The organism is Nocardia sp. CY15 (genome assembly GCF_009829295.1).
GTDB lineage: Bacteria > Actinomycetota > Actinomycetes > Mycobacteriales > Mycobacteriaceae > Nocardia > Nocardia sputi.
On record NZ_VUOT01000023.1, the window covers coordinates 1 to 21,388 of the forward strand.

Sequence of the window (21,388 nt, forward strand, 5' to 3'; positions counted from 1 at the left end):
GCCGGAGCGTCCAGCACGGTGGGGCAGCCATTCCTTCGCAGCCACAACAACAGCAACCAACCATCAGCTACACCCCACCGCCCTGGGCATCCAGGGCACCAACCCCAGACACCCACAAACTTAGGGACTTCCATGACCGACGCGTCCGTGCGGCTCGACAGCCCGCCGACCGCGACCGCGGCTACCCGCATCTTGCTGATCGCGTGCGGCGCGGCATTCATCGCTTTTCTCGACCTCTCGGTCGTCAACATCGCCTTCCCCTCGATCGCCCGGGACTACCCCGGCACGGCCACCACCACGCTCACCTGGGTCGTCAGCGGATACGCGGTCGCTTTCGCCGCCCTGCTCACTCCGGCCGGACGTTTCGCCGACGCGCTCGGCCGCCGCAAGCTCTTCCTCGGGGCGCTCGCCGGTTTCGCGGCCACCTCCCTGCTGTGCGGGCTCGCGCCGACGGCGGGCTGGCTCATCGTGGGCCGGGTCCTGCAAGGCGCCACGGCTGCGCTGATGGTGCCGTCCGCCCTCGGCTTGGTGCTCGCCGCAACCCCGCGGGAGAGGATCGGCGCGGCCATCGGAGCATGGTCGGCCGCCGGCGGGTTCGCCGCGGTGGTCGGGCCCGCGCTGGGCGGCGCGCTGGTCGAAGGGTTCGACTGGCGAGCGATCTTCGTGATCAACGTGCCGGTGGCCGTCCTGCTCATCGCGGCGGCGACGCGCATCCCGGCACCGACCAGCCGCCCCTCGGGGGGCGCGCTGCCGGATCCGGTCGGCACCGTCGCGGTGGCGGCCGGCCTGGGCGGCCTGGTCGCGGGCGTCACCGAAGGGCAACGCTGGGGCTGGACCTCGGCGGGGACCCTGACCGCGCTGATCGGCGGTGGGCTCCTGGTCCTCGCCGCCCTCGCACGTTCGGCCCGCCACCACCATCCCGCGATCGCGGTGGAGCTCTGGCGCAGCAAGTCGTACGCGCTGGCCAACGCGACCTCGTTCGTCTTCGGGGCCGCCATGTTCGCCTGGCTGCTGTCGGGACCGCTGTTCCTCGACGCGATCTGGGGCTACTCGGTGCTCGGCTCCGCGGGGGCGATGACCATCGGGGCGGTGGCTTCGATGGTGACGGCGACGGTCGCCGGCCGAGTCGGCTCGCTCACAGCCAGGCGATGGCTCGGCGTGCTCGGCGCCTCGATGTTCGTCGCGTGCGCCGTGTGGATGAGCACGGACACCTTCGGTTCCACTCCAGCCCTGTGGTCGGCGTGGGTTCCGGCCGGCGTGCTCGGCGGTGGCGGCATCGGCTTCGCGGTCACCGTGCTCGGCACCGCGGCCGCGAGTTCCCTTCCGCCGCAGCAGTTCGCCGCCGGAACCGGCATGAATCTGACGGCGCGGCAAGTGGGCGGCGCACTCGGCGTGGCGGTGCTCGCGGCCGTGTTCGCCGCTCATCCGGACGATTCGCTCGGCGCGTTCCACATTCTCTTCGCCGTGTGCGCCGGCATCGCGGCCGTGGCCGCCTGCCTGGCGGCCCTCCCGACGAGCACTCCGTCCCCGTCCACCGACAACTAGGAAATTCCATGAGCGACAACGACATTCGCACCGAAGCCAATGATCCACTGCTGCTGCCCCTCGCCGAGCAGCGACGCCTGCTCGCCGACGCACCGTGGCAGCGCTACGCGGTGCTCGGCGACTCCATCGCGCAGGGCGTCGGCGACCCGAGCCCGGGATACGAACCCAGAGGCTGGGCCGACCGCGTCGCAGCCGTGCTCGCCGAGGCTCGCCCAGGTCTGGCCTACCTGAATACCGGCCGGATCGGCGCCACCTCCGACCAGGTCCTGGCCGAACAGTTGCCCGCCGTGCTCGAGTTCCGGCCCGACCTCGTCCACCTCACCTGCGGAGGCAACGATTTGTTCCTGGCAGGCGGCGATCTCACCCAGCTGCGGACGAACCTGGACACGCTGTTCGGCACACTGGCCCGCACCGGGGCCCAGGTCGTCACCTTCACCCTGGCCGACGTCTGGGAAGTCGAGCGCATGGCCCCCATGCGCCCGATGCGCGATCGGATGGCCGCGCTCAACGATCTGGTCCGCGAGCTGGCCGCCCGCTACGACGCGCTGCTGCTCGAACTCTGGGATCACCCGCTGCGGCTGCGCGAGGATCTGATGAGCGCCGACCTCATCCACTTCAGCATGAGCGGGCACGCCGTCCTCGCCTCGGACATGGTGCGCATGTTGGCCGGTCACGTTCTGGCGCCGCGCTGACCCGGATGGACGGGTGGAGGCAGTGGCCGACTGCCCCACCACGTTCCGAGCAGCGGTCGCGCGAGCAGGGTCGTCACATGCCGGGCCGCCCGTCCTTCGCGTAGCGGTCGAGTAGTTCGGCGCCGAGGCGGGCGAGTTCTTCCCGGACCTCGGGAGGACCGAGGACCTCGATCGAGGCGCCCCAGCCGGCCAACTGCTGGGCGAGCATCCAGGCGGTCGGGGCGGTGACGCGGACCTGAACGCGTCCGTCGGCGACCGGGCCGTCCACCACGCAGTTCCTACCCTGCTGGTCACGCAGGACGGGCAAGAGGCGTTCGGAGATCAACACCGTGGCGGCGGTGGTCGCGCGCCGCTGCTCCATCTCCTCGACCACCTGCGCCCAAGCGGTGGGGAGATCGAAATCGTCCGGGCGATGGGCCGGTTCGTCGGTGAGGGAGGCTTCGGAGATCCGGTCCACGCGGAACGTCCGCTGCCCCCGCTCGGTTCCGGCGATCAAATACCAGACGGCGTCCTTGTCGGCCAGGCCCCACGGGTCGACGATGCGCTCGGACCGCTCGCCGGTCCGGTTCGCATAGCGCAGCCGGACCTTGTTGCGCTGCACGACCGCCCGTTGCAGCAGCGCCACCACCGGCGGCAGCTCGCGGTCGGTCGCACCCCAGCGCGCCGGGTCGATCACCACGGCGTCGGCAGCCGCCTGCGCGTCGCCCCGGAACGTCTGTGGTAGCGCGCGGACCAGTTTGCGCAGCGCGGACTTGGCCTCCGGCACCGCCCCCGCGGAGGGACCGGCCAGAAGGAACAACGCCCGCGCCTCCCCCGCCGTCAGACCGCTCAGATCCGTGCGCGCACCTCCCACCAGCGACCATCCGCCGCCCCGCCCCGGCTGCGGATACACCGGCACCCCGGCGGCGGAGAGCGCTTCCAGGTCCCGGCGCGCGGTCGCGACCGAGGTCTCGAGTTCCGCCGCCACCTGCGCGGCCGTCACGCGGCCTCGGTTCTGCATCATCAGCAGGATCGCCACCAACCTGTCCGCTCGCATGTGCCTAATTCTGCCGGTAAAAGTGCTCATTCGGTGCGCACTTTGAATCGGATGATGGTTCTACACACAAGAACCACACCGAAGGAGAATCACCATGCTGCGCGGAATGGCGACGAGCACCTTTTACGCCGACGACCTCGAGGCCGCCAAGGACTGGTATACCGAGTTCTTCGGCGTCGAGCCGTACTACCACGTCCCCAACGGCTACTACGAGTTCCGCATCGGCGACTACCAGCACGAATTCGGCATCGTGAACCGCGCCTACGCCCCGGAGGGCGCCCGGAACGCACCCGGCGGCGCGATCGTCAACTGGCACGTCGACGACTTGCAGGCGACGTTCGACCGGCTGCTGGAACTCGGCGCGACCGTCTACGACCCGATCACCCCACGCGGGAACGACGGGAGTTTCGTCACCGCCGCGGTGGTCGACCCGTTCGGCAACGTCCTCGGCCTCATGTCGAATCCGCACTACCTCGAGGTCCTCGGCAAGACCGGTCCGGCGTAGATCACGACGGTGACGGCGTGGCGGCGACGACCGGGGTCGTCTCGTCACGCCGGGCGGACCGTCGAGTACCAGCTCACGAGGCACGGTGCCGCACCCCGGCGGCGGATTCTCTCGCTACCGGCACGGGCCCGAAGCGGCGGGACGACAGCGGCCGCACGAGGTGTGCGGGGTGCGGGCGCGCCAACGGTATCTCGGACTCGATCAGCGGGTCAGGAACGGAACCAGCGCTCCAGCACGGTGGCGACGCCGTCGTCCAGAACGTGGCCGGTCACTTCGTCGGCGAGATCGCGAACATCCGAGGGCGCGTTGGCCATCGCGACCGAATGGGCTGCCCAGCGCAGCATTTCCCGGTCGTTGTAGCCGTCACCGATGGCCAGCGTCGCCTCGTCCGGGACACCGAGGGCGATGCGCAGCTGTTCCAGCGCCCATCCCTTGGAGACCCCCTGCCGGGAAACGGTGAGCCACGGCCCGAACTCGCCGTGCACCCAGCTCGCACCCGGCACGCGCAAGGAGCGCAGCGCGCGCAGCATCTCCTCGAGCGAACCGTCCGGCAACCAACCGTTCAGTCGCGGGGTGGGTTCGCTGCACAGCACGTGGTGGTCGACGAGCAGGTACTCCCCGAGAGAGTATTCACCCGGGCCGGCCCCGGTGGCCCAGGTACCGATGCCGACCTTCTCCACGGCGAAGATCATCGCCGGGAAGAGCGCGCGCAACGCGGTGATCGCGGGCGCGGGATCGAACGCCTGGATCGCGACCGGCTCGCCCCGTGCCACGTCGATGTGCACGGCACCGTTCGAGCACAACGCATGCCCTTCGCGCAGACCGAGTTCGGTGAGCACCGAACGTGTGGTCAGCACCGTGCGGCCGGTGGTCACCACGACGTGTGCGCCCGCCGCTACGGCCGCGCGCACCGCCGCCACGACGCGCGCACTGATCGGTGTCCCCGTGTCCAGCAGCGTCCCGTCCACGTCCAGCGCTATCAGCTGGGGGCCCCCGGATGCCATCAACCTATTGTGCCTGGGCTCCGGGCCGCCCGTCAGCAAATCCGATGCGTCGAGATCCGCACGCGCGAGGACCATTTCGTCGTCGTGCACATCACCGCTACCGACCGCGGGCTCCGCCTCCCGCGCCACCGGCCGACGATCCGCCTGTCGATGATCCCCCGACCGAGCCCGAACGGCTCGACGAACCGCCGGATGACGAAGCGCCCGAGGAGTTCCCGCCCGGACGACCACCCGCGGACGACGCTCCACCCGGACGTCCGCCCGACGCGGATCCGCCTGTCGAGGATCCACCAGCCGATCCGGCTTGTGACGAACCGTTCGCGGGACCGGTGGACCCGCCCGAGGACGAATTGTGCGTCGCGGAATTCCCGGCCGATCCGCCCGAGGACGACCCCCCCGACGACGAGTCGCCGGACGATCCGTGCGCGCCGGTCGATGCGTCCTCACCTGCGGAGTGGCCCCCGGAAGCAGTTCCGCCGGATGCTGTCGCATCGGAGTCGCCGGAGGACTCACCGGTCGACCCGCCTGCGGACGATGAAATACCTGACGAACTCGTCGCGGAGGAGTCACCACGGGCGCCCGTGCCGGAACCCTGCGTGCCGGATGTTCCGGTGGATGCGCCGCCCACCGAACTTCCCGCAGTCGTCCCGCCGGACGCCGCCGGTGCCGAACCATTCTGCGGTGCGGGAGCAGTCGAGCCCGGTGATCCCACGGGCGGCGTCACGGTGCCTGGACCCGGGATCTGCCCCGAGGCAGGCGGCAGACCCGCTCCGGGCGTCTGCCCCGGCACACCCGGCTGACCGGCAGCCGGAGGCTGCCCGGGGACAGGCGGTTGCCCGGCAGCCGGGGGCTGCCCGGGAGCAGGCGGTTGCGCGATGTCCCCGGGTACGGGACTGACGACCGGGGCGAACGGAAGCGGATTCACGAAGTAGGCCGGATCACCGTATCCCCGGTAGCGCAAGCCGTTCGGGGCGCAGCACTTCCACGGGGCACGATGTGTGCCGAGCTGCGACTCGGCCAGCGAAGGACCATGGCCGGCGCTGCGGGGAGCCGGCGTGATGAATCGCGTGTAGGCGGAGGGCTGCTGCGACAGCAACGACGGCAGCGCCCGGCTCGAGTTCCACGCGGTCGGCGCGGCCATCCGGGACCAAGCCTCGGCGAGGCGCTCGCTCCCGACGTCGACCAGCAGACTGTCCCCCGGCATCCCGAGTTCCGGAAGACGCTCGAGCATCGGCGACAGCTCGGGAACCGTCGGTCCGCCGAAGACCGTGACCGCCGACATCGCGACCGCCGATACCACCGCGGCGCTGGAGAACACCGCCACGCGAGGCGCGCTGGACCGGCCGTCCGACGCGCCGAGCGCCATGGTGCGGGCCGCCATGAGGGCGGCGCCCGCGGCGACCGTCTGTCCGGGGTCGGCCGAGATCACCACGGGCCGACCGAGTTCGGCGAGCGTCCTGGCGACTTCGGCGGGGCGTGCGGCCCCGCCCACCAGCAGGATCCGGCCGATGTCGGAGAGCGTGATGCCCGCCTCCCGCACACATTCACGGACCAATTGGAGCGAGTCCTGCACGTGCGCGACACGCAGTCCGTCGATGTCGACGATGGACGTCATCGACAGTCCCGCGGATTCGGCAGGCACGTCGGGGGCGTACCGCGCGATCATCGACCCCAGCGGACGCCCGCCGAAGTCGTAGGAGCGCACCGGCTTTCCGATCATCGGATGGTTGTCCCAGTCCGGGCCGACGCGCACGATGCTCACGTCGAGGCTGGTGCCGCCGAGGTCGTAGACCAGGACGAAGCTGGTCTCGAGCGGACCCTGCTGGTGTTCCAGCCATTCCGCGGCCGCGACGGGCTCTGGCACCAGGAGCACGTCGCCCGCCCCGGATAGGTCCAGCGCCTGTCGCAGCAGCGCGACCTGCTTGTCGGAATACATCGCGGGGTAGGTGGTCACGACGCCCGCTTCGGACGCACCCGGCTCCACCGCCCGCAGCTCGTTGACGACCGCGGCGACGAGATTCGCCGGTGACCATATGCGGCCGCCGACGACCACCGCTTCCGGGTCGCGGCCCAGGTCGGCGAAATCCGTGACCGCCATGCTGAATTGCGCGATCCCGCCGAGGCGCAGTCCACCGGCGCTGTCGAAGGTCACCGCGGTGCGCCGAGACCGCGCCGCCGGCCGTGGCAGTTCCGCGGTGACCGAAGCCGTCACGGAGTTCACCGCACCGATGCTGAAACCCAGACCTGTAGTCATTCGCTATCCCGTCAACGCACCGTGACCACGTCCATCACATGGCGTTCCCCTGTGGCCGCGGTCGTCTTCCAAACAGCCACCACAGGTTAGCTGTTTCGAGTCCTCGGAGATGCACAATTGATATGGAATGTTTCCCCGAGAGCCATCATCGCCCGAAATGCCAGGTAAATACCAGGCAACTCAGGCGTCCAGCCCACTCGACGCCGTCGATATGACTGCCGTTCCAGCGATTCCGCTACCGTGCAGCGATCTCGATAACGGTGGGATGATCCAACCGAAAGACGGTTTAAGGGGCACCGAACCCCACCATGCGATAGACACCGACCAGTCGGTAACCAGTTCATTGCTCTTACTGCGGGATTGCCGCGCGTCAACCTCGTCGACAATCCATTGACACGTCAACTAGACGTCCGATTTCTGCCAGCGCCGCTGTTGGCGTCCGGCTTGACTGGGCAGCGGCTCCCACCACGAAGGTGAGATCGCCACAGCGAGCAGAGAGGGAAATCGAACGATGGCAACACGATTCGCGCAGCAGGTCGTACTGATCACCGGCGCGACTTCGGGCGTGGGCAAGGCGGTGGCGCTGCGGGTCGCGAGCGAAGGCGCCGCGGTCGTGCTGGGCGCCCGTGGCAAGGAGGCGGGCGAGCAGGTGGCCGCCGACATCCGCGCGGCAGGCGGCCGGGCGCTGTTCGTGCCGACCGATGTCACAGTCGAACAGGACCTCGCCCGGCTGACCGACGCCGCGCTGTCGGAATTCGGCCGCCTCGACGCGGCATTCAACAACGCGGGCGCGGTGAACGCCTTCGGTCCGGTCGCGCAGATCGACGAAGTCGGCTGGCGCGCCGATCTGGAGCTCAATCTCACCAGCGTGTTCTACGGCCTGCGGCAGCAGGTTCCCGCGCTGGCGGCCTCCGGCGGCGGCGCGATCCTGAACAACGCGTCGAATCTCGGGGTGGTCGGCATGGGCTCGGTGGCGCCGTACGTGGCCGCCAAACACGGGGTGGTCGGCTTGACCCGCGCCGTGGCGCTCGAAGCCGCCGATCAAGGCGTGCGGGTCAACGCATTGGTGTCGGGAGCAGTCGACACCCCGGCTTTCCGGAACTCGATGGGCGCGACGCCGGAAGGCGAGGCCGCCATCGCCGCCCTGCACCCGATAGGCCGCATCGCGGCGCCGGAGGAGATCGCCTCGTTCTGCGCCTACCTGCTCAGCGCCGAAGCGAGTTTCGTCACCGGCGCCGCGCTGGCCATCGACGGTGGTTTCACCGCGCGGTGACCTCCGGCCCCGCGGGGGTCGGTCAGGCGCGGGCCAGCAAGCGGCGGACCCGGCCGGGGCGAGCTTCCACAGCTCCCCCGGCACGGACCGCGGGCTGACGCAGCCGCACCAGCCGGTCGAACTCCGCGGCGGTACCGGCGGGTTCGGGCAGGCGGCCCGCGTTGAAGTCCGCGGCCAGCTGCCGCACCGTCTCCTGGGCACACGATTTGTTGGTGCCGATGAAACCGGTGGGCCCGCGCTTGATCCAGCCGGTCACGTAGGTGCCGGTGACCACCGCCGCGCCCGCGCGCTCCAGCACGCGGCCGTGCTCGTTCGGGATCACCGCGGCCTGCTCGTCGAACGGCAGACCCGGCACCGCGACGCCGCGGTAGCCGACCGAGGTGAGCACCAAGCCCGCGTCGAGGCGCTCGGTCTCCCCCGTCGCGACGGCGCGAACGCGGCCATCGGGATCGGTCACCAGTTCGGTGCGGCCGATCTCGAGGCCGGTCACCCGATCGGTCCCGAGGATCTCGGTGGGCGCGGCGAGATAGCGGAACACGACGTGCTTGCGCTCGCCGACCGGCCGGGTGCGCACGCTGTGCAGCAGCCGCAGCTTCTGCTCGACGTGGAAGGGCAGTTCCGCACCGAGCTCGGGCAGCTCGCCCTCGACCACGATGTCCACATCGCATCCGAGCAGGCCGACGAATTCCGGCACGGTGAAAGCCGATTCGAGCGGGCCGCGCCGACCGAGCACGACCACTTCCTCGATCTCGCTCTCCCGCAATGCCCGCAACGCGGACGGCGCGATATCGGTGCCTGCCAGCGTCGCGGGGTCGCTGGTGAGGACGCGCGCGACGTCGAGCGCGACATTGCCGTTGCCGACGATCACGGCCCGCCGAGCGGAAAGGTCGAAGGAACGGTCCACGTGATCGGGATGACCGTTGTACCAGGCGACGAAATCGGTGGCCGACACAGTGCCCGCCAGGCCCTCACCCGGGATGCCGAGCTTGCGATCCGAGGACGCGCCGACCGCGTAGATCACGGCGTGGAAATGGTCGAGCAACTCGGCGTGTGAGATGTGCGCGCCGATATCGACGTTCAGGTATGAACCGAACCCCGGCTGCGTCGAGATGACGTCGAACAGCTCGCCGACCTTGCGCGTCTTGTCGTGGTCCGGTGCGACACCGTGCCTGGCCAGACCGTAGGGCACCGGCAGCCGGTCGAACACGGTCACCGACACCTCGGGTTGGGTCAGCAGTTCGTCCGCGGCGTACATCGCCGACGGCCCCGACCCCACGATCGCCACCCGCAGCGGCGTGCGCTCGGTATGGATCCGCGCCGCTGGCACCGGTCGCGCCAGCAGGGGACGCGGCCGGGACTGCCGGTAGAAATCGGCGTTGATCTCGATGAACGGCTTCTGCTCCGCAGTCAGCTTCTTCGCTGACACGATGGCGTCGACCGGGCACGCGGTGGCGCATGCGCCACAGTCCACGCACGCCTTCGGGTCGACGTACAGCATCTCCGCCGTCCGGAAGTCCGGCTCGTCGGGCGTGGGATGGATGCAGTTGACCGGGCAGGCGTACACGCAGGACGCGTCGCTACAGCAGGATTGGGTGACGACGTACGGCATACCGGCTCAGGCGACCTTGCTCGCGGCGCGCAGCGGTTCCGACCGGTACCGGGTGCTGGGACCGTCGATCCCCAGCGCCTTCCAGACCGCCTTGGCGACCGGGTTCATCAGCCCGATGTCCTTGGCCAAGGCGCGTACGTCACAGAAGTAGTCGCTGAAGACCTGCTTGGCCTCCTTCGAGCCGTAGAACAGCTCCTTGCGCACCTTGTCCGGAATGTCGAACTCGGTGAAGAACGACCGCGGCGGGGTGACGATCGCGCGACCGAGGATCCACATGACGATCGGCATGGCCAGCGAGAGGATGAACTTCTGCGCGGGCTTCGCGTGCGGCACATGGTTCTTCAGGAACTCGTGCGCGAAGGAGATGTGCCGCGCCTCTTCGGCGACGTGAATGGCCATCACCCCGCGCATGATCGGATGCACGTCTTCGCCGGAGCGCAGGATCTGCTTCTGGATGTGGTCGATCGGCTCCTCACCGGCCAGCACGGCCATGAAGAACAGGTTCGGGAACCAGGCCGCCACGGGCGCGCCCAGGTACTTGAACTTGCTGACCAGGGGGCCCATGCCGGGCACATCCAGCCCGATCCGGTTGACCATCTCCTGGAACATCAGGGTGTGGTTGTGCTCCTCGATCATCTCGTGGGAGCAGTAGCGGAACTCCGGCGAACCGTTCGGCAGGCCGAAGTTGTGGATGACCATGCCGCTGATCAAGATCGACTCGAACTGCAGGCCGACCTTGGCGATGTTCGCCTGCCGGTACTTGCCGACGGCGATCTTCTCCTCGTTCGAGAGCGCTTGGTACCAGGGATGGCGCGCCACGGTGTCGGCGGACACGGGCAGGATCCAGCGCTCCTCACCGGCGTCGGCGGCGAAGTCGGGATTATCCCAGTCGATGTCCTCGAACGGGTCGAAGTGTTTGTTGACCGATCCCTCGGAGAGCAGCAGCAGCTTCGCGGCATACTCCTGCGCCTTCTCCAGATCGGGATCGACTGCGGGTGTCACGGCTGCGGACATCGTCGTCACTGCCTCTCCTCGATGGAACCGTTAACTGTATCCCATAGTTACACCAACGGAGAGTCACGTCAACCCAGCAGTTGCTAGGGCCGCCCGGCGATGCGCGCCCTCATCACGCGCACCGCCGGACGGCCCTGTTCCATCGCGGACGTATCGGGTGCCTAACTCACCAGCACCCCGTCACCGGCCGCCAAGATCGAGGTGCCGAAACCGAAGACCGCCGACACACCCGTGACGACAACCGCCCGACCCAGCCGCCGCCTGGTCCGGCGCGACAGCACGAGGGCGCGGGTGGTGGCTCGGCGACGGGCCCGGCGACGCCTGACGCGGCGCTGCTCGGCCGCCACCTCGGCCGCGACCGCCGCCCTCCGGCCGATGATCGCGGCGCCGTCGGCCGTGGTCCGCTCGGGGTCCGCGGCGATGATCACCGGCCTGGCCAACTCCTCGGCGAGGACCTCGGCCACCTCCGCCGGTCGCGCGGCGCCGCCGACGACCAGGACGCAGTCGACGTCGGCCATGGTGACGTCCGCCACCCGCAGACAGCGATAGACGAGTTCGAGCGACGCCCGGACATGACGCGCGCGCAACTGCCCGGCGATCGTGTCGGCGACCGACTCCGAGACCGAAGACAGGCCCGCTCCGGCGTGCTCGGCGATCAATGCGCCGAACGCGCGTCCACCGAATTCCGTCGATCGCAGCGGCACGCCGACGATCGGATTGTGCGGGCACCCCGCGCCCACCCGGACCAAGGTGACGTCGAGCCCGGCGCCGCCGAGATCGTAGACCAGCGTGAGACCCGGCATCAGCGGGCCGCGGTCGGCCTCCAGCCAGGCCGCCGCCGCGACGGGCTCGGCGACCAGCGCGACCCGCTGTAGCTCGACACCGTCGAGCGCAGCACGCAGCGCGTCCACCTGTTCGTCGGCATAGCGGGCGGGATAGGTCAGCGCGATGCCCAGCCCCGCGCCGTCGACTGGACGATCTTGCTGCACCTCGGCGACCAGGCATTTGGCCACCGTGGCGACCAGGTCCGCCGGCGCGAGCGCACGGTTGCCCACCCGCGCCCACGTGCTGGAACGTTGCGTCAGGTCGGCGAATTCGGTGACCGCGCGACCGTGCCGGGGAATCATGCCGACCCTGGCTACGCCGGTGCTGTCGAAGGTCAGCGTGGTCGGCCGCGTGATGGTCTGCGCGCGCTGCGATTTGCGGCGCCCCGGCGGAGCCTTGGCCGAACCTTCCTCCGCCAGAACGGAAACCGTGTTCACCGTACCGATGCTCAACCCGAGACCAACCGCCATCGCAATCCACCCGATCGCCGTGCCGATTTGCTTCGAACGTTGTCCAGGCAACCACTCCGCGATCTTCGTGCCAAGACCGGACAACCAGTTGTCCGCAAGCCGCCTGTGCGCGGCCGCACCGTTTCCGCGATCGGCGACGCGCTCACCTGGCACACCAGCACTACACATGCCGTCCAGTCGGATTTCCTTGCGACACGCCAGGATCGACCATGCCCGGTAGAAGTTTGCCGGTTTTCGGCCGCCGCCTCGTTCCTCGGCCAGCGATACCACTCCACGTGGGGAGATGCCGCTGGGCGAATTAACACCTCGCAGTGCGGGCGATTAACTACGCGAGCGAATCGACTGCCGGACCGGCTCCGGCGGTGGCACCGGCACCGGCACCGGCACGGCATGAACGCCATCGCACCCCGCCGCCCGAGACGGCCTTTCGCCGTCTCGCTCTGCACCCGCCTACGCATCCGCCGAGCGAGCGCCACCAGCGAAATGTCCGAAGTTCAGCAACTTGTCAGCGCCACATTTCCCCGCGCCGCCCGGGATACTGCCGAGTTCCTCGACCGGCTAGTGCGTGGGCAGTTCCGGGATCCGGGTGGCGCGAACGTAGACCGTCTCACCGTCGGAAAGCCGCAGCGCTTCCGCGTCGCCACGAGTGACCTGCGCGGAGAACAGGTCACCGGTCGCGGCGTTGCGCAATTCCACACGCACCTCGAAACCGAGATGGACGACGCGCTCGACCGTCGCCCTGGTGACACCAGCGGAGTCCGCGGTGCCCTCGTGCTCGGCGAGCGCCATGCTGGGATCGCGGCCGACGCGAATGTCGTGCGGCCTGACCAGATGTCCGTTGAGCCGGGCCACCGCGCCGAGGAACGACATGACGAAGTCGTTGGCGGGACGGTCGTACACGTCCTCCGGTGTGCCGATCTGCTCGATGCGCCCCTTGTTCATCACAGCGATCCGGTCGGCGACGTCGAGAGCCTCCTCTTGGTCGTGGGTGACCAGCACGGTGGTCACATGGACCTCCTCGTGCAGCCGGCGCAGCCAGGTGCGCAGGTCGGCACGAACCTTGGCGTCCAACGCCCCGAACGGCTCGTCCAGCAACAGCACCTGAGGATCGACGGCGAGCGCGCGGGCCAGCGCCATGCGCTGGCGCTGGCCACCCGACAACTGCGCCGGATAGCGGTGCTGGAAACCGTCCAGTCCCACGATGCCGAGCAATTCGTCGACGCGCTTGCTGATCTCGCTCTTGGGCCGCTTGCGGATCTTCAAGCCGAAGGCCACGTTGTCGCGCACGGTCATGTGCTTGAACGCCGCGTAGTGCTGGAACACGAAGCCGATGTCGCGCTTCTGCGGCGGCACCCGGGTGACATCGCGTCCGGCGATGGTGACCACACCGGAGTCCAGCGATTCCAGTCCGGCGATCGAGCGCAGCAGCGTCGACTTGCCCGAGCCCGAAGGCCCGAGCAGCGCGGTGAGCTCGCCGGAGGGGATGTCGATGGTGACGTCGTCGAGGGCCGCGAACGTGCCGTAGTTCTTGTTCGCGTTGGTCACGGTGATCACTTTGCGTCCCGCTTACGTTCGAGGAGGGTCATCAGCAGAAGGGTGACGAGGGCGATGCCCATCAGCAAGGTCGCGGCGGAGTAGGCGCCGAAGGTGTTGTGGTCGTTGATGTAGCGGCCGTGCACCAGCAGCGTCAGGGTCTGTGACTTGCCCGGCAGCGCGGAGGACACCATGATCACGGCGCCGAACTCGCCGAGCGCGCGGGCCACGGTGAGCACCACGCCATAGGTCAGACCCCACCGGATCGCGGGAAGCGTGATCCGCCAGAACGTCTGCCATTTGGACGCACCCAGGGTGGCCGCGGCCTGCTCCTGGTCGTCGCCGATCTCGTGCAGCACCGGCTCGACCTCGCGCACCACGAACGGCAGTGTGACGAAGATGGTGGCGATCACCATGCCCGGCAGGTTGAAGATGACTTTGAAGCCCACCTCTTCCAAGCCGCCGAACCATCCGCCCGCGCCCCACAGCAGGATCAGCGAGACGCCGACCACCACGGGCGAGACCGCGAACGGCAGATCGACGATGCCCTGGACCAGATTGCGGCCCGGGAATTTTCCGCGGACCAGCGCGAGCGCCGTCACGATGCCGAAGATCACGTTCACCGGTACGACGATCGCCACGATCAGGATGGACAGCTGAAACGCCGAGATCGCCGCGGGCGTGGTGATCGAGTCGACGAACGCGCCGGCGCCCCGCTCGAAGGTGCGCCACAGGATGATGACCAGCGGCAGGACCAGCAGCACGAACAGGTAGCCGAGCGCCACGGTCCGCAACGAGATGCGGGTGGAGGGAGACAGGTTCATCGGGCCGCCTGTTCCTTGCGCGCACTTCGCTCGGCGAGCAGCCGCAGGACCAGCAGCGTCGCGAACGAGATGGCCAGCAGCGCGACCGACACGGCCGCCGCGTTCACCGGCCGGTCGATCTCGATCTGCTTCTGGATGTACTGGGAGGCCATCTCGGTCTTGCGCGGAATCGCGCCGCCGATCAGCACCACCGAACCGTACTCACCGATCGCGCGGGCGAAGGCCAAGCCGCCACCGCTGATGATCGCGGGCGTCAGCGCGGGTAACACGATGGTGCGGAAGGTCGTCCAGTTGTTCGCACCCAGCGACAGGGCGGCCTGCTCGACCTCGCGGTCGGCCTCGATCAGGACCGGCTGCACCGAGCGCACCACGAATGGCAGCGTGACGAACGCCAGCGCTACCACCAGGCCGGGCTGGGTGGCGTTGAGGTGGATGTCGATCGGGCTCTGCGGGCCGTACAGCGAGAGCAGCACGATGCTGGCGACGATGGTCGGCAGCGCGAACGGCAGGTCGATCAGCGCGTTGACCACACTTTTGCCCGGGAACTCGTCGCGGACCAGCACCCAGGCGATCAGGGTGCCCATCACCACGTTGATCAGCGCCACCACGACCGAGACCAGCACGGTGATGCGCAGCGAGTCCAGCGCGGCGGGCGCGGTGACGGCGTCGGCGAAGCCGGACCACCCGTCCTCGAAGCTGGTCACGGTGAGCGCCGCCAGCGGCAGCAGCACGATGATGCTCAGCCACAACACCGCGGTGGCGATGCCGAGCGGGCCGACCGAGCCGGTCACGCGCAGCCAGGACCAGGTGAAACGGCGGTCCGGGCGCGCGGCGGCGGAGACGCCGGGACCGGCTGCCCGCGCGGTCTCGGCGCTACTGCTCTTCATCACAGTCGTCCAGTATCCCGTGTAACGGGGGTCACCCGGTCACTTGGTCGCGTTGTCATAGATCACCGCGACCGAGCCGGTGTTCGCGGTGAACAGATCCTTGTCCACGGTCTTCCAGCCGCCGAGGTCGGCGATCGTCCACAGCTGCTGCGGCTTCGGGAAGTCCTTGGCGTAGTCGGCGGCGACCTTCGGGTCGACCGGACGGAAACCCGCCTCGGCCCAGGCCTTCTGGCCCTCGGGGGTGAACAGGAAGTCGCGGAAGGCGACGGCCTTCTGCTGGTTCTTGCTGTTCTTCAGCACCGCGACCGGGTTCTCGATCTTGAACGTGACCGGCGGGACGATGTGCTCGATCGGATCGCCGTTGCGCTCGGCGAAGATCGCCTCGTTCTCGTAGCTCAGCAGGACGTCACCGGTGCCCTGCAGGAAGGTCTCGGTCGCCTCGCGGCCGGACTTGGGCTGCACCTTCACGTGCTCCTTGGATACCAGCTTGCTCAGGTAGTCCAGGCCCGCCTGCGGGTTCTTGCCGCCGTCGCTCTTGGCCGCGTACGGCGCGAGCAGGTTCCACTTCGCCGAACCGGAGCTGAAGGGGTTCGGGGTGACCACCTCGATGCCCGGCTTCAGCAGGTCATCCCAATCCTTGATGCCCTTCGGGTTGCCCTTGCGCACGACGATGGCGACCACCGATCCGAACGGGATCCCTTTGGTGGCGTCGGCGTTCCAGCTCGCGTCCACCAGGCCCGCGTCGACCAGGCGGGTGATGTCCGGCTCGACCGAGAAGTTGACGACGTCGGCCTCCGCGCCGTCCTTCACCTTGCGGGACTGGTCGCCGGAGGCGCCGTAGGACTGCTGGATCTGGACGCCCTTACCCTGCTCGGTCTTGTTGAACTCGGGGACCACCTTGTCGAAGCCGGGCTTCGGCACGGCATAGGCGTAGAGGTTGAGGGTGCCGCCGCTGCCGTCGGAGTCGCCGCCCCCGACCGTGTCGCTCGCTCCGCCGCCGCACGCGGTTAGCGCGACCGCCGCGAGTGCGGCGAAGGCAACGGCGCTGTAGCGTCGACGCGGCGAAAGCCAGGATTTGCGAGCCATCGGGGTGGACCTTTCTTGCGGACCGCCAGTTGTCCGGTAAAACATCGGTGGCGGCGACAAATGGTGTTGTCAGTAGACCTGCCGGAAAGCGATCCGGCAGTGGCGCGGCTAGCGGCCCGTGAGGGCCGAAGGTGGGGCACATCTGCACAAAGCGCGCCAGTCCACTGGGAAAACGAGACGCGGACGTGCCCGGTCGCCGATCAGCGACAGTAGACGTCCGCGACCGCGAGATCACCGACAGCAATCAACGCCAATTCATGGCGGACCTGCGGGACGGCGCTCGAAGACACGGGCAAACTGTAGCAGAGCGAACGGCCGCGTTCGAATCGAAGAGTGCCAGCATGAGGGGTGTTTCATCCCATGACCACCGCTCCGGATGGCGTACGCGTCCGGCTCCCGGGGGTCGGTACCTGCGCCTGGGAGCACTGCGCCGACCGCATCGCCCTGGTTACCTCGCGGTCGTTCGCCAGGGGAGACGTGGTGCGGCACACGTCCGGCGACTGCCGCGAACGTTACCCGTCAGCGTGTGATCAACCAGGCGACCACGAGAAGCACCAGCAGAGCGACGAGGGCGAGCTGAACCCGCGAACGAGGCATCAGCGCGCCCCGCTCTGCACGGGTGTGCGGTCCTCGGCGACCTGCTCGGATTCGAGCATCACCGCCGCGCCTGCCGGGGCGGGCCGCACCGGTGCCGCGTGGGCGGCATACCGGCGATCCAGCATGCGCAGTACCGCGCGCAGCACGCGATCGAGCCCGTAGGCGATGGCGAAGCTGATCGGGACCATGCCCACGAGGACCACGAGGAACTGCGGAATGAACGGCAGTCCCGCGACCCACAGCTCGAAGCCGTCCCACCATCCTGCGATGCGATGCACGGCTCCAGCCTAGTGGGTTCGCCGGCCGGTCCGCCGCGACCGTCGGCCACGGCGGCGGACTCGGCGAACCGAGCGGTGGACGCGGAGCGCGCATCGGCCCGAAGATGGGGTATGGCGTCCACCGATGACCTCACCCTCAACGACTCCGACGGCCTGCCGACGAGCTTGTCCGAGCCGCACCGCAACGGCGCCTACCCGCCGATCGACGACTACGCCTTCCTGTCGGACTGCGAGACCAGTTGCCTGATCGCCAGCAACGGCGCGGTGGAATGGATGTGTGTGCCGCGACCTGATTCACCGAGTGTCTTCGGGGCGATACTGGATCGCAGCGCCGGCCACTTCCGGATCGGACCGTACGGCGTCAACGTGCCCGCCGCCCGCCGCTACCTGCCCGGCGGAATGATCTTGGAGACCACCTGGCAGACCGGCTCCGGCTGGCTCATCGTGCGTGACGCGCTGGTGCTCGGGAGCTGGCACAACAACGATCAGCGCAGCAAGACCCATCGGCGCACCCCGATGGACTGGGATGCCGAGCACCTGCTGCTGCGCACGGTGAAATGCGTGAACGGCACCGTGGAGCTGGAGATGAGCTGCGAGCCCGCGTTCGACTACCACCGGGCCACGGCCCGCTGGGAGTACACCGGCAAGGTGTACGAGGAGGCGACCGCGGTGCGCAGCGACGATCCGAGCGCGGGCCCGACGCTGGTGCTCACCACGGATCTGCGCCTCGGTCTCGAAGGGCGGGAGGCGCGCGCCCGCACCAGGATGAAGGAGGGCGACGAGGTCTTCGTCGCGCTCACCTGGTCGGAACTGCCCGCGCCGCGCACCTTCGAGGAGGCCGCGAGCAAGATGTGGCAGACCACCGAATGCTGGCGCCAGTGGATCACGCTCGGCAAGTTCCCCGACCACCCGTGGCGCAATTACCTGCAGCGCAGCGCGCTCACCCTCAAGGGACTCACCTACGCGCCGACCGGCGCCCTGATGGCGGCGCCGACCACCTCCCTGCCGGAAACGCCTCGCGGCGAACGGAACTGGGACTATCGCTACACCTGGGTGCGGGATTCCAGTTTCGCGCTGTGGGGTCTGTACACGCTCGGCCTGGACCGGGAGGCCGACGACTTCTTCGCCTTCCTCAACGACGCGACCACCGGCGAGAACGGCGAGCGCGTTCCGCTGCAGGTGCTCTACGGCATCGGCGGCGAACGGCAACTCGACGAACTCAGCCTTGACCATTTGGGCGGCTACGACCACTCGCGGCCGGTGCGCATCGGCAACAACGCCTACAACCAGGACCAGCACGACATCTGGGGCACCATGCTCGACGCGGTGTACCTGCACGTGAAGTCGCGCCAGCAGGTGCCGGAGACCTTGTGGCCGCTGCTGGTCCGCCAGGTGCACGCCGCCATCGAGCATTGGCAGGAGCCCGACCGGGGCATCTGGGAGGTGCGCGGCGAGCCGCAGCACTTCACCTCGTCCAAGGTGATGTGCTGGGTGGCGCTGGACCGCGGCGCGAAACTCGCCGAACTGCACGGTCAGTACGAGCACGCCGGAGAGTGGTACGCCATCGCGGAGGAGATCAAGGCCGACGTCCTGGCCAACGGCGTCAACTCCGAAGGAGTGTTCACCCAGGTCTACGGTGGCGACACGCTGGACGCCTCACTGCTGCTGGTGGTGCTCACCCGCTTCCTGCCGCCCGAGGACGACCGGGTGCGCTCGACCGTGCTGGCGATCGCCGACCGCCTCACCGAGAACGGCTTGGTGCTGCGGTATCGGACCGAGACCACCGACGACGGTTTGAGCGGTGAGGAAGGCGCGTTCACGATCTGCTCGTTCTGGCTGGTCTCCGCGCTGGTGGAGATCGGTGAGATCCAGCGGGCGCGGCACCTGTGCGAGCGACTGCTCGGCTTCGCCAGCCCGCTGCGGCTGTACGCCGAGGAGATCGATCCGCGCAGTGGCCGCCACCTCGGCAATTTCCCCCAAGCGTTCACCCACCTGGCGCTGATCAACGCCGTGACCCACGTGATCCGCGCCGAGGGTTCCGGGCACGCGGGCCGGTTCCAGCCCGCGCACACGCCACAGGGCCATCCGGTCTGACCCGGCCGCGGCAACGTTTCAGGCGGGAGCCAGTCCGTCGGCCTCCTCGCGCAGCACCCGCAATCTGCCCAGCCGCGCCTCGAGGTCGGCGATCCGCTCCGGCCTGCGATCGCCGTACTTCCCGTAGTTCTCCTCGGCCAACCGCAGTGCGTCGTCCGCGCCGCGGGAGACCTCGGTCGCGATGTCGGTGAAGTGGTCGCGCAGGACCCGCTGCATGGCGCGCAGACGGTTGCGCGACTCCTTGCCGACCTGGAAGATCACGTCGTCCATCAGGCGGGCGACCGCCACCTTGGCCTCGGCCCGGCGGCGCAGCTTGCGATTCTTGCGGTCGTCCCAGAGCGCGTTGACGCCCAGCAGCACGCCCGCGCCCGCCGAGTACCAGTTGACCAGCGACATGCCCAGCAGACTGGTGGCCAGACCCACCATCAGGATGCCGCCGTAGGAGCCGCGCAGACCGGTCAGGAACTGCTGGGTCACGCCGGCTTTCGCGCTCTCCAGCGGCTCCAGCGGTTGCACCGCTTCGAGCACCTCACCAGGGTTGGCCAAGCGCAGGTCCGGTAGCGGAGCGGCCCGGTTGTCGGCCGGGAACTTCGCGGCCACCTGTTCGCACAACTCCATCGAGCGGTAGTGCGCCACGGCGAAGTTCTCCTCGACCGCCTCGCAGATGCGCGCGTCCAGATCGGCGCCGAACTCCTTCCACCGGCGTGCCGGATCGGTCTGCGCGATCTCGGCCTCAGCGTCGCGGATCAGGCTGCGCAACCGATGGCGCAGATCGTGCTCGATGTCGGCCATCAACTCCGTCGCGCCGTCGACCAAGGTGACCTGCCAGTTCGCGGTGCGCTGGCGCAATTGGTCGGCCTCGTCGCGGGCCCGCACGAGCTGGTCGGTGATCTCGGCGCGCCGCCGCGGATCGCGCAGCGCCTCGGCCTCGGTGTGTAGCGTCAGCGCGAGATGGTCACAGACCAGGCGGATGTCCTGGACGGCGGCCTCCAGCGCCACCGCGTCGGCGCGAGCCACCACGTAGTCGCGCAGGTGATCGATCAGCTGCGGCACGCCGGATTCGATGTCGCGCTGGTAGTCACCGGTCATCCCGGCTTGCCGGTGCAGCTCCGCCGACACCGGCGCCACGGCGAAACCGAGCCCCGCCGAGTCGAGCAGTTCCCGGTTGCGCTGCTGGATGTGCGACCAGTGCGGGAAGACGTCGATCTTGTTCAGCACGCAGACCACCGTCGGGCAGATCTGCTGGATGCGCTGCAATTCGGCGATCTGTTCCATGGTCAGCTCGGCGCCGGCGTCGCCGACGTAGAGCACGGCGTCGGCCGCCGCGATCATCGACCAGGTGGTGCGGTTGTCGCCCAGCGCACCCGGTGCGTCCATGACCACGACACCGTCGGCGAGCAAGGGGCTCGGCTGGGTGAACTCGGCGCGCACGACACCCTGGGCGGCCAGCGCCGGGCCGGGATCGAGCGGATCCACCGACTGACGTTCGGTGCGACCGTACTCGGTCTGCCGCACCAGCGTCGCCGTCGGCTCCGGGCCGTACTCGACGATCACCGGGACGCTCAGATCGCTGTTCGTCGCACTGACCGAGGCACCGACCAGGCTGTTGACCAGCGTGCTCATGCCGTTCTTCGGATGGCCGACGACCACGAGCCGTACCCGGGGATCGCTCACCCTGGCGCGGACCATGCTCAGTCGGCTGCCGAGGTCGTCGCGTCCCGCGGATCGGGCCGTCTCCCGCAGCTCGTCGAGGATTCGGATGAGCGGGGCCATCGCGTCCGGATGTTTCACCGTCGCAGCCTTCAGCCCGGCAGCGGCAGCCAACCCTCCTCCTTACTCTCGGTGACTCTCGTTCTGGTACC

Annotated in this window: 18 protein-coding genes; 5 read left to right on the forward strand and 13 right to left on the reverse strand. The window is 68.9% G+C overall.

Features of this window, described 5'->3' with window-relative positions; translation table 11 throughout:
• Nucleotides 1-132: 132 nt before the first annotated feature.
• On the forward strand, nt 133-1,545 hold the full coding sequence (locus tag GVY39_RS23095) for an MFS transporter (protein ID WP_159928183.1): 1,413 nt from the start codon (nt 133-135) through the stop codon (nt 1,543-1,545).
• An 8-nt stretch (nt 1,546-1,553) separates the two neighbouring features.
• Nucleotides 1,554-2,237 carry an SGNH/GDSL hydrolase family protein gene (locus GVY39_RS23100; protein WP_159928181.1) on the forward strand — a complete coding sequence of 228 codons (684 nt, stop codon included), beginning with the start codon at nt 1,554-1,556 and terminating at the stop codon, nt 2,235-2,237.
• 73 nt (nt 2,238-2,310) lie between these two features.
• Here the strand turns inward: GVY39_RS23100 and GVY39_RS23105 are convergent, their stop codons facing one another.
• A complete protein-coding gene (locus GVY39_RS23105; RefSeq protein ID WP_159928179.1) occupies nt 2,311-3,273 on the reverse strand; it encodes a YafY family protein in 963 nt (320 codons plus the stop codon).
• Nucleotides 3,274-3,367: 94 nt separating this feature from the next.
• Here GVY39_RS23105 and GVY39_RS23110 point away from each other — a divergent pair, with 94 nt between their 5' ends.
• Nucleotides 3,368-3,778 (forward strand): VOC family protein, encoded by a 411-nt coding sequence (locus tag GVY39_RS23110; protein ID WP_159928177.1) that lies wholly within the window; start codon nt 3,368-3,370, stop codon nt 3,776-3,778.
• A 209-nt stretch (nt 3,779-3,987) separates the two neighbouring features.
• Here GVY39_RS23110 and GVY39_RS23115 read toward each other — a convergent pair whose 3' ends face one another.
• Both GVY39_RS23115 and GVY39_RS23120 read right to left on the reverse strand, forming a co-directional pair.
• Nucleotides 3,988-4,782, reverse strand: coding sequence for an HAD family hydrolase (locus GVY39_RS23115; RefSeq protein WP_159928175.1), 795 nt, complete (start codon nt 4,780-4,782; stop codon nt 3,988-3,990).
• Nucleotides 4,783-4,879: 97 nt separating this feature from the next.
• On the reverse strand, nt 4,880-7,036 hold the full coding sequence (locus tag GVY39_RS23120; protein WP_159928173.1) for an Hsp70 family protein: 2,157 nt from the start codon (nt 7,034-7,036) through the stop codon (nt 4,880-4,882).
• Nucleotides 7,037-7,547: 511 nt separating this feature from the next.
• On the opposite strand from GVY39_RS23120, the gene GVY39_RS23125 reads away from it, so the two are divergent.
• The gene (locus GVY39_RS23125; RefSeq protein WP_159928171.1) at nt 7,548-8,309 is read left to right on the forward strand and encodes an SDR family NAD(P)-dependent oxidoreductase; all 762 of its coding nucleotides are present in this window, start codon (nt 7,548-7,550) and stop codon (nt 8,307-8,309) included.
• A gap of 22 nt (nt 8,310-8,331) precedes the next feature.
• Here GVY39_RS23125 and GVY39_RS23130 read toward each other — a convergent pair whose 3' ends face one another.
• The 9 genes from GVY39_RS23130 to GVY39_RS23165 form a co-directional block, all read right to left on the reverse strand.
• Nucleotides 8,332-9,918, reverse strand: coding sequence for an FAD-dependent oxidoreductase (locus GVY39_RS23130; RefSeq protein ID WP_159928169.1), 1,587 nt, complete (start codon nt 9,916-9,918; stop codon nt 8,332-8,334).
• A gap of 6 nt (nt 9,919-9,924) precedes the next feature.
• The gene (locus GVY39_RS23135) at nt 9,925-10,941 is read right to left on the reverse strand and encodes a diiron oxygenase (RefSeq protein WP_370523817.1); all 1,017 of its coding nucleotides are present in this window, start codon (nt 10,939-10,941) and stop codon (nt 9,925-9,927) included.
• Between the two features lie 152 nt (nt 10,942-11,093).
• The gene (locus tag GVY39_RS23140; protein WP_236565625.1) at nt 11,094-12,194 is read right to left on the reverse strand and encodes an Hsp70 family protein; all 1,101 of its coding nucleotides are present in this window, start codon (nt 12,192-12,194) and stop codon (nt 11,094-11,096) included.
• A gap of 591 nt (nt 12,195-12,785) precedes the next feature.
• A complete protein-coding gene (locus GVY39_RS23145; RefSeq protein WP_159928165.1) occupies nt 12,786-13,781 on the reverse strand; it encodes a sulfate/molybdate ABC transporter ATP-binding protein in 996 nt (331 codons plus the stop codon).
• Nucleotides 13,778-14,584, reverse strand: coding sequence for a sulfate ABC transporter permease subunit CysW (gene cysW / locus GVY39_RS23150; RefSeq protein ID WP_159928163.1), 807 nt, complete (start codon nt 14,582-14,584; stop codon nt 13,778-13,780). The genes GVY39_RS23145 and cysW overlap by 4 nt, the downstream gene beginning before the upstream one ends.
• Nucleotides 14,581-15,471: a sulfate ABC transporter permease subunit CysT gene (gene cysT, locus GVY39_RS23155; protein WP_223517659.1), complete on the reverse strand. Its 891-nt coding sequence runs from the start codon at nt 15,469-15,471 to the stop codon at nt 14,581-14,583. The genes cysW and cysT overlap by 4 nt, the downstream gene beginning before the upstream one ends.
• A gap of 39 nt (nt 15,472-15,510) precedes the next feature.
• Nucleotides 15,511-16,557 (reverse strand): sulfate ABC transporter substrate-binding protein, encoded by a 1,047-nt coding sequence (locus tag GVY39_RS23160; protein WP_159928161.1) that lies wholly within the window; start codon nt 16,555-16,557, stop codon nt 15,511-15,513.
• Between the two features lie 200 nt (nt 16,558-16,757).
• Nucleotides 16,758-16,847 (reverse strand): Ms4533A family Cys-rich leader peptide, encoded by a 90-nt coding sequence (locus GVY39_RS35325; protein ID WP_321210233.1) that lies wholly within the window; start codon nt 16,845-16,847, stop codon nt 16,758-16,760.
• 306 nt (nt 16,848-17,153) lie between these two features.
• Nucleotides 17,154-17,432 (reverse strand): hypothetical protein, encoded by a 279-nt coding sequence (locus GVY39_RS23165; RefSeq protein WP_159928159.1) that lies wholly within the window; start codon nt 17,430-17,432, stop codon nt 17,154-17,156.
• A 111-nt stretch (nt 17,433-17,543) separates the two neighbouring features.
• On the opposite strand from GVY39_RS23165, the gene GVY39_RS23170 reads away from it, so the two are divergent.
• Entirely contained in the window at nt 17,544-19,526 is a 1,983-nt protein-coding gene (locus tag GVY39_RS23170) for a glycoside hydrolase family 15 protein (RefSeq protein WP_159928157.1), read from the forward strand.
• Between the two features lie 18 nt (nt 19,527-19,544).
• On the opposite strand, the gene GVY39_RS23175 is transcribed toward GVY39_RS23170, so the two are convergent.
• Nucleotides 19,545-21,350, reverse strand: coding sequence for a dynamin family protein (locus GVY39_RS23175; protein ID WP_159928155.1), 1,806 nt, complete (start codon nt 21,348-21,350; stop codon nt 19,545-19,547).
• Nucleotides 21,351-21,388 lie beyond the last annotated feature (38 nt).

Excerpts from the sequence above, each read along its gene's own strand:
- GVY39_RS23095 (WP_159928183.1), top strand. The coding sequence starts at position 133 with ATGACCGACGCGTCCGTGCGGCTCGACAGCCCGCCGACCGCGACCGCG.
- GVY39_RS23100 (WP_159928181.1), top strand. The coding sequence starts at position 1,554 with ATGAGCGACAACGACATTCGCACCGAAGCCAATGATCCACTGCTGCTG.
- GVY39_RS23105 (WP_159928179.1), bottom strand. The coding sequence starts at position 3,273 with ATGCGAGCGGACAGGTTGGTGGCGATCCTGCTGATGATGCAGAACCGA.
- GVY39_RS23110 (WP_159928177.1), top strand. The coding sequence starts at position 3,368 with ATGCTGCGCGGAATGGCGACGAGCACCTTTTACGCCGACGACCTCGAG.
- GVY39_RS23115 (WP_159928175.1), bottom strand. The coding sequence starts at position 4,782 with ATGGCATCCGGGGGCCCCCAGCTGATAGCGCTGGACGTGGACGGGACG.
- GVY39_RS23120 (WP_159928173.1), bottom strand. The coding sequence starts at position 7,036 with ATGACTACAGGTCTGGGTTTCAGCATCGGTGCGGTGAACTCCGTGACG.
- GVY39_RS23125 (WP_159928171.1), top strand. The coding sequence starts at position 7,548 with ATGGCAACACGATTCGCGCAGCAGGTCGTACTGATCACCGGCGCGACT.
- GVY39_RS23130 (WP_159928169.1), bottom strand. The coding sequence starts at position 9,918 with ATGCCGTACGTCGTCACCCAATCCTGCTGTAGCGACGCGTCCTGCGTG.
- cysW (WP_159928163.1), bottom strand. The coding sequence starts at position 14,584 with ATGAACCTGTCTCCCTCCACCCGCATCTCGTTGCGGACCGTGGCGCTC.
- cysT (WP_223517659.1), bottom strand. The coding sequence starts at position 15,471 with ATGAAGAGCAGTAGCGCCGAGACCGCGCGGGCAGCCGGTCCCGGCGTC.
- GVY39_RS23160 (WP_159928161.1), bottom strand. The coding sequence starts at position 16,557 with ATGGCTCGCAAATCCTGGCTTTCGCCGCGTCGACGCTACAGCGCCGTT.
- GVY39_RS23170 (WP_159928157.1), top strand. The coding sequence starts at position 17,544 with ATGGCGTCCACCGATGACCTCACCCTCAACGACTCCGACGGCCTGCCG.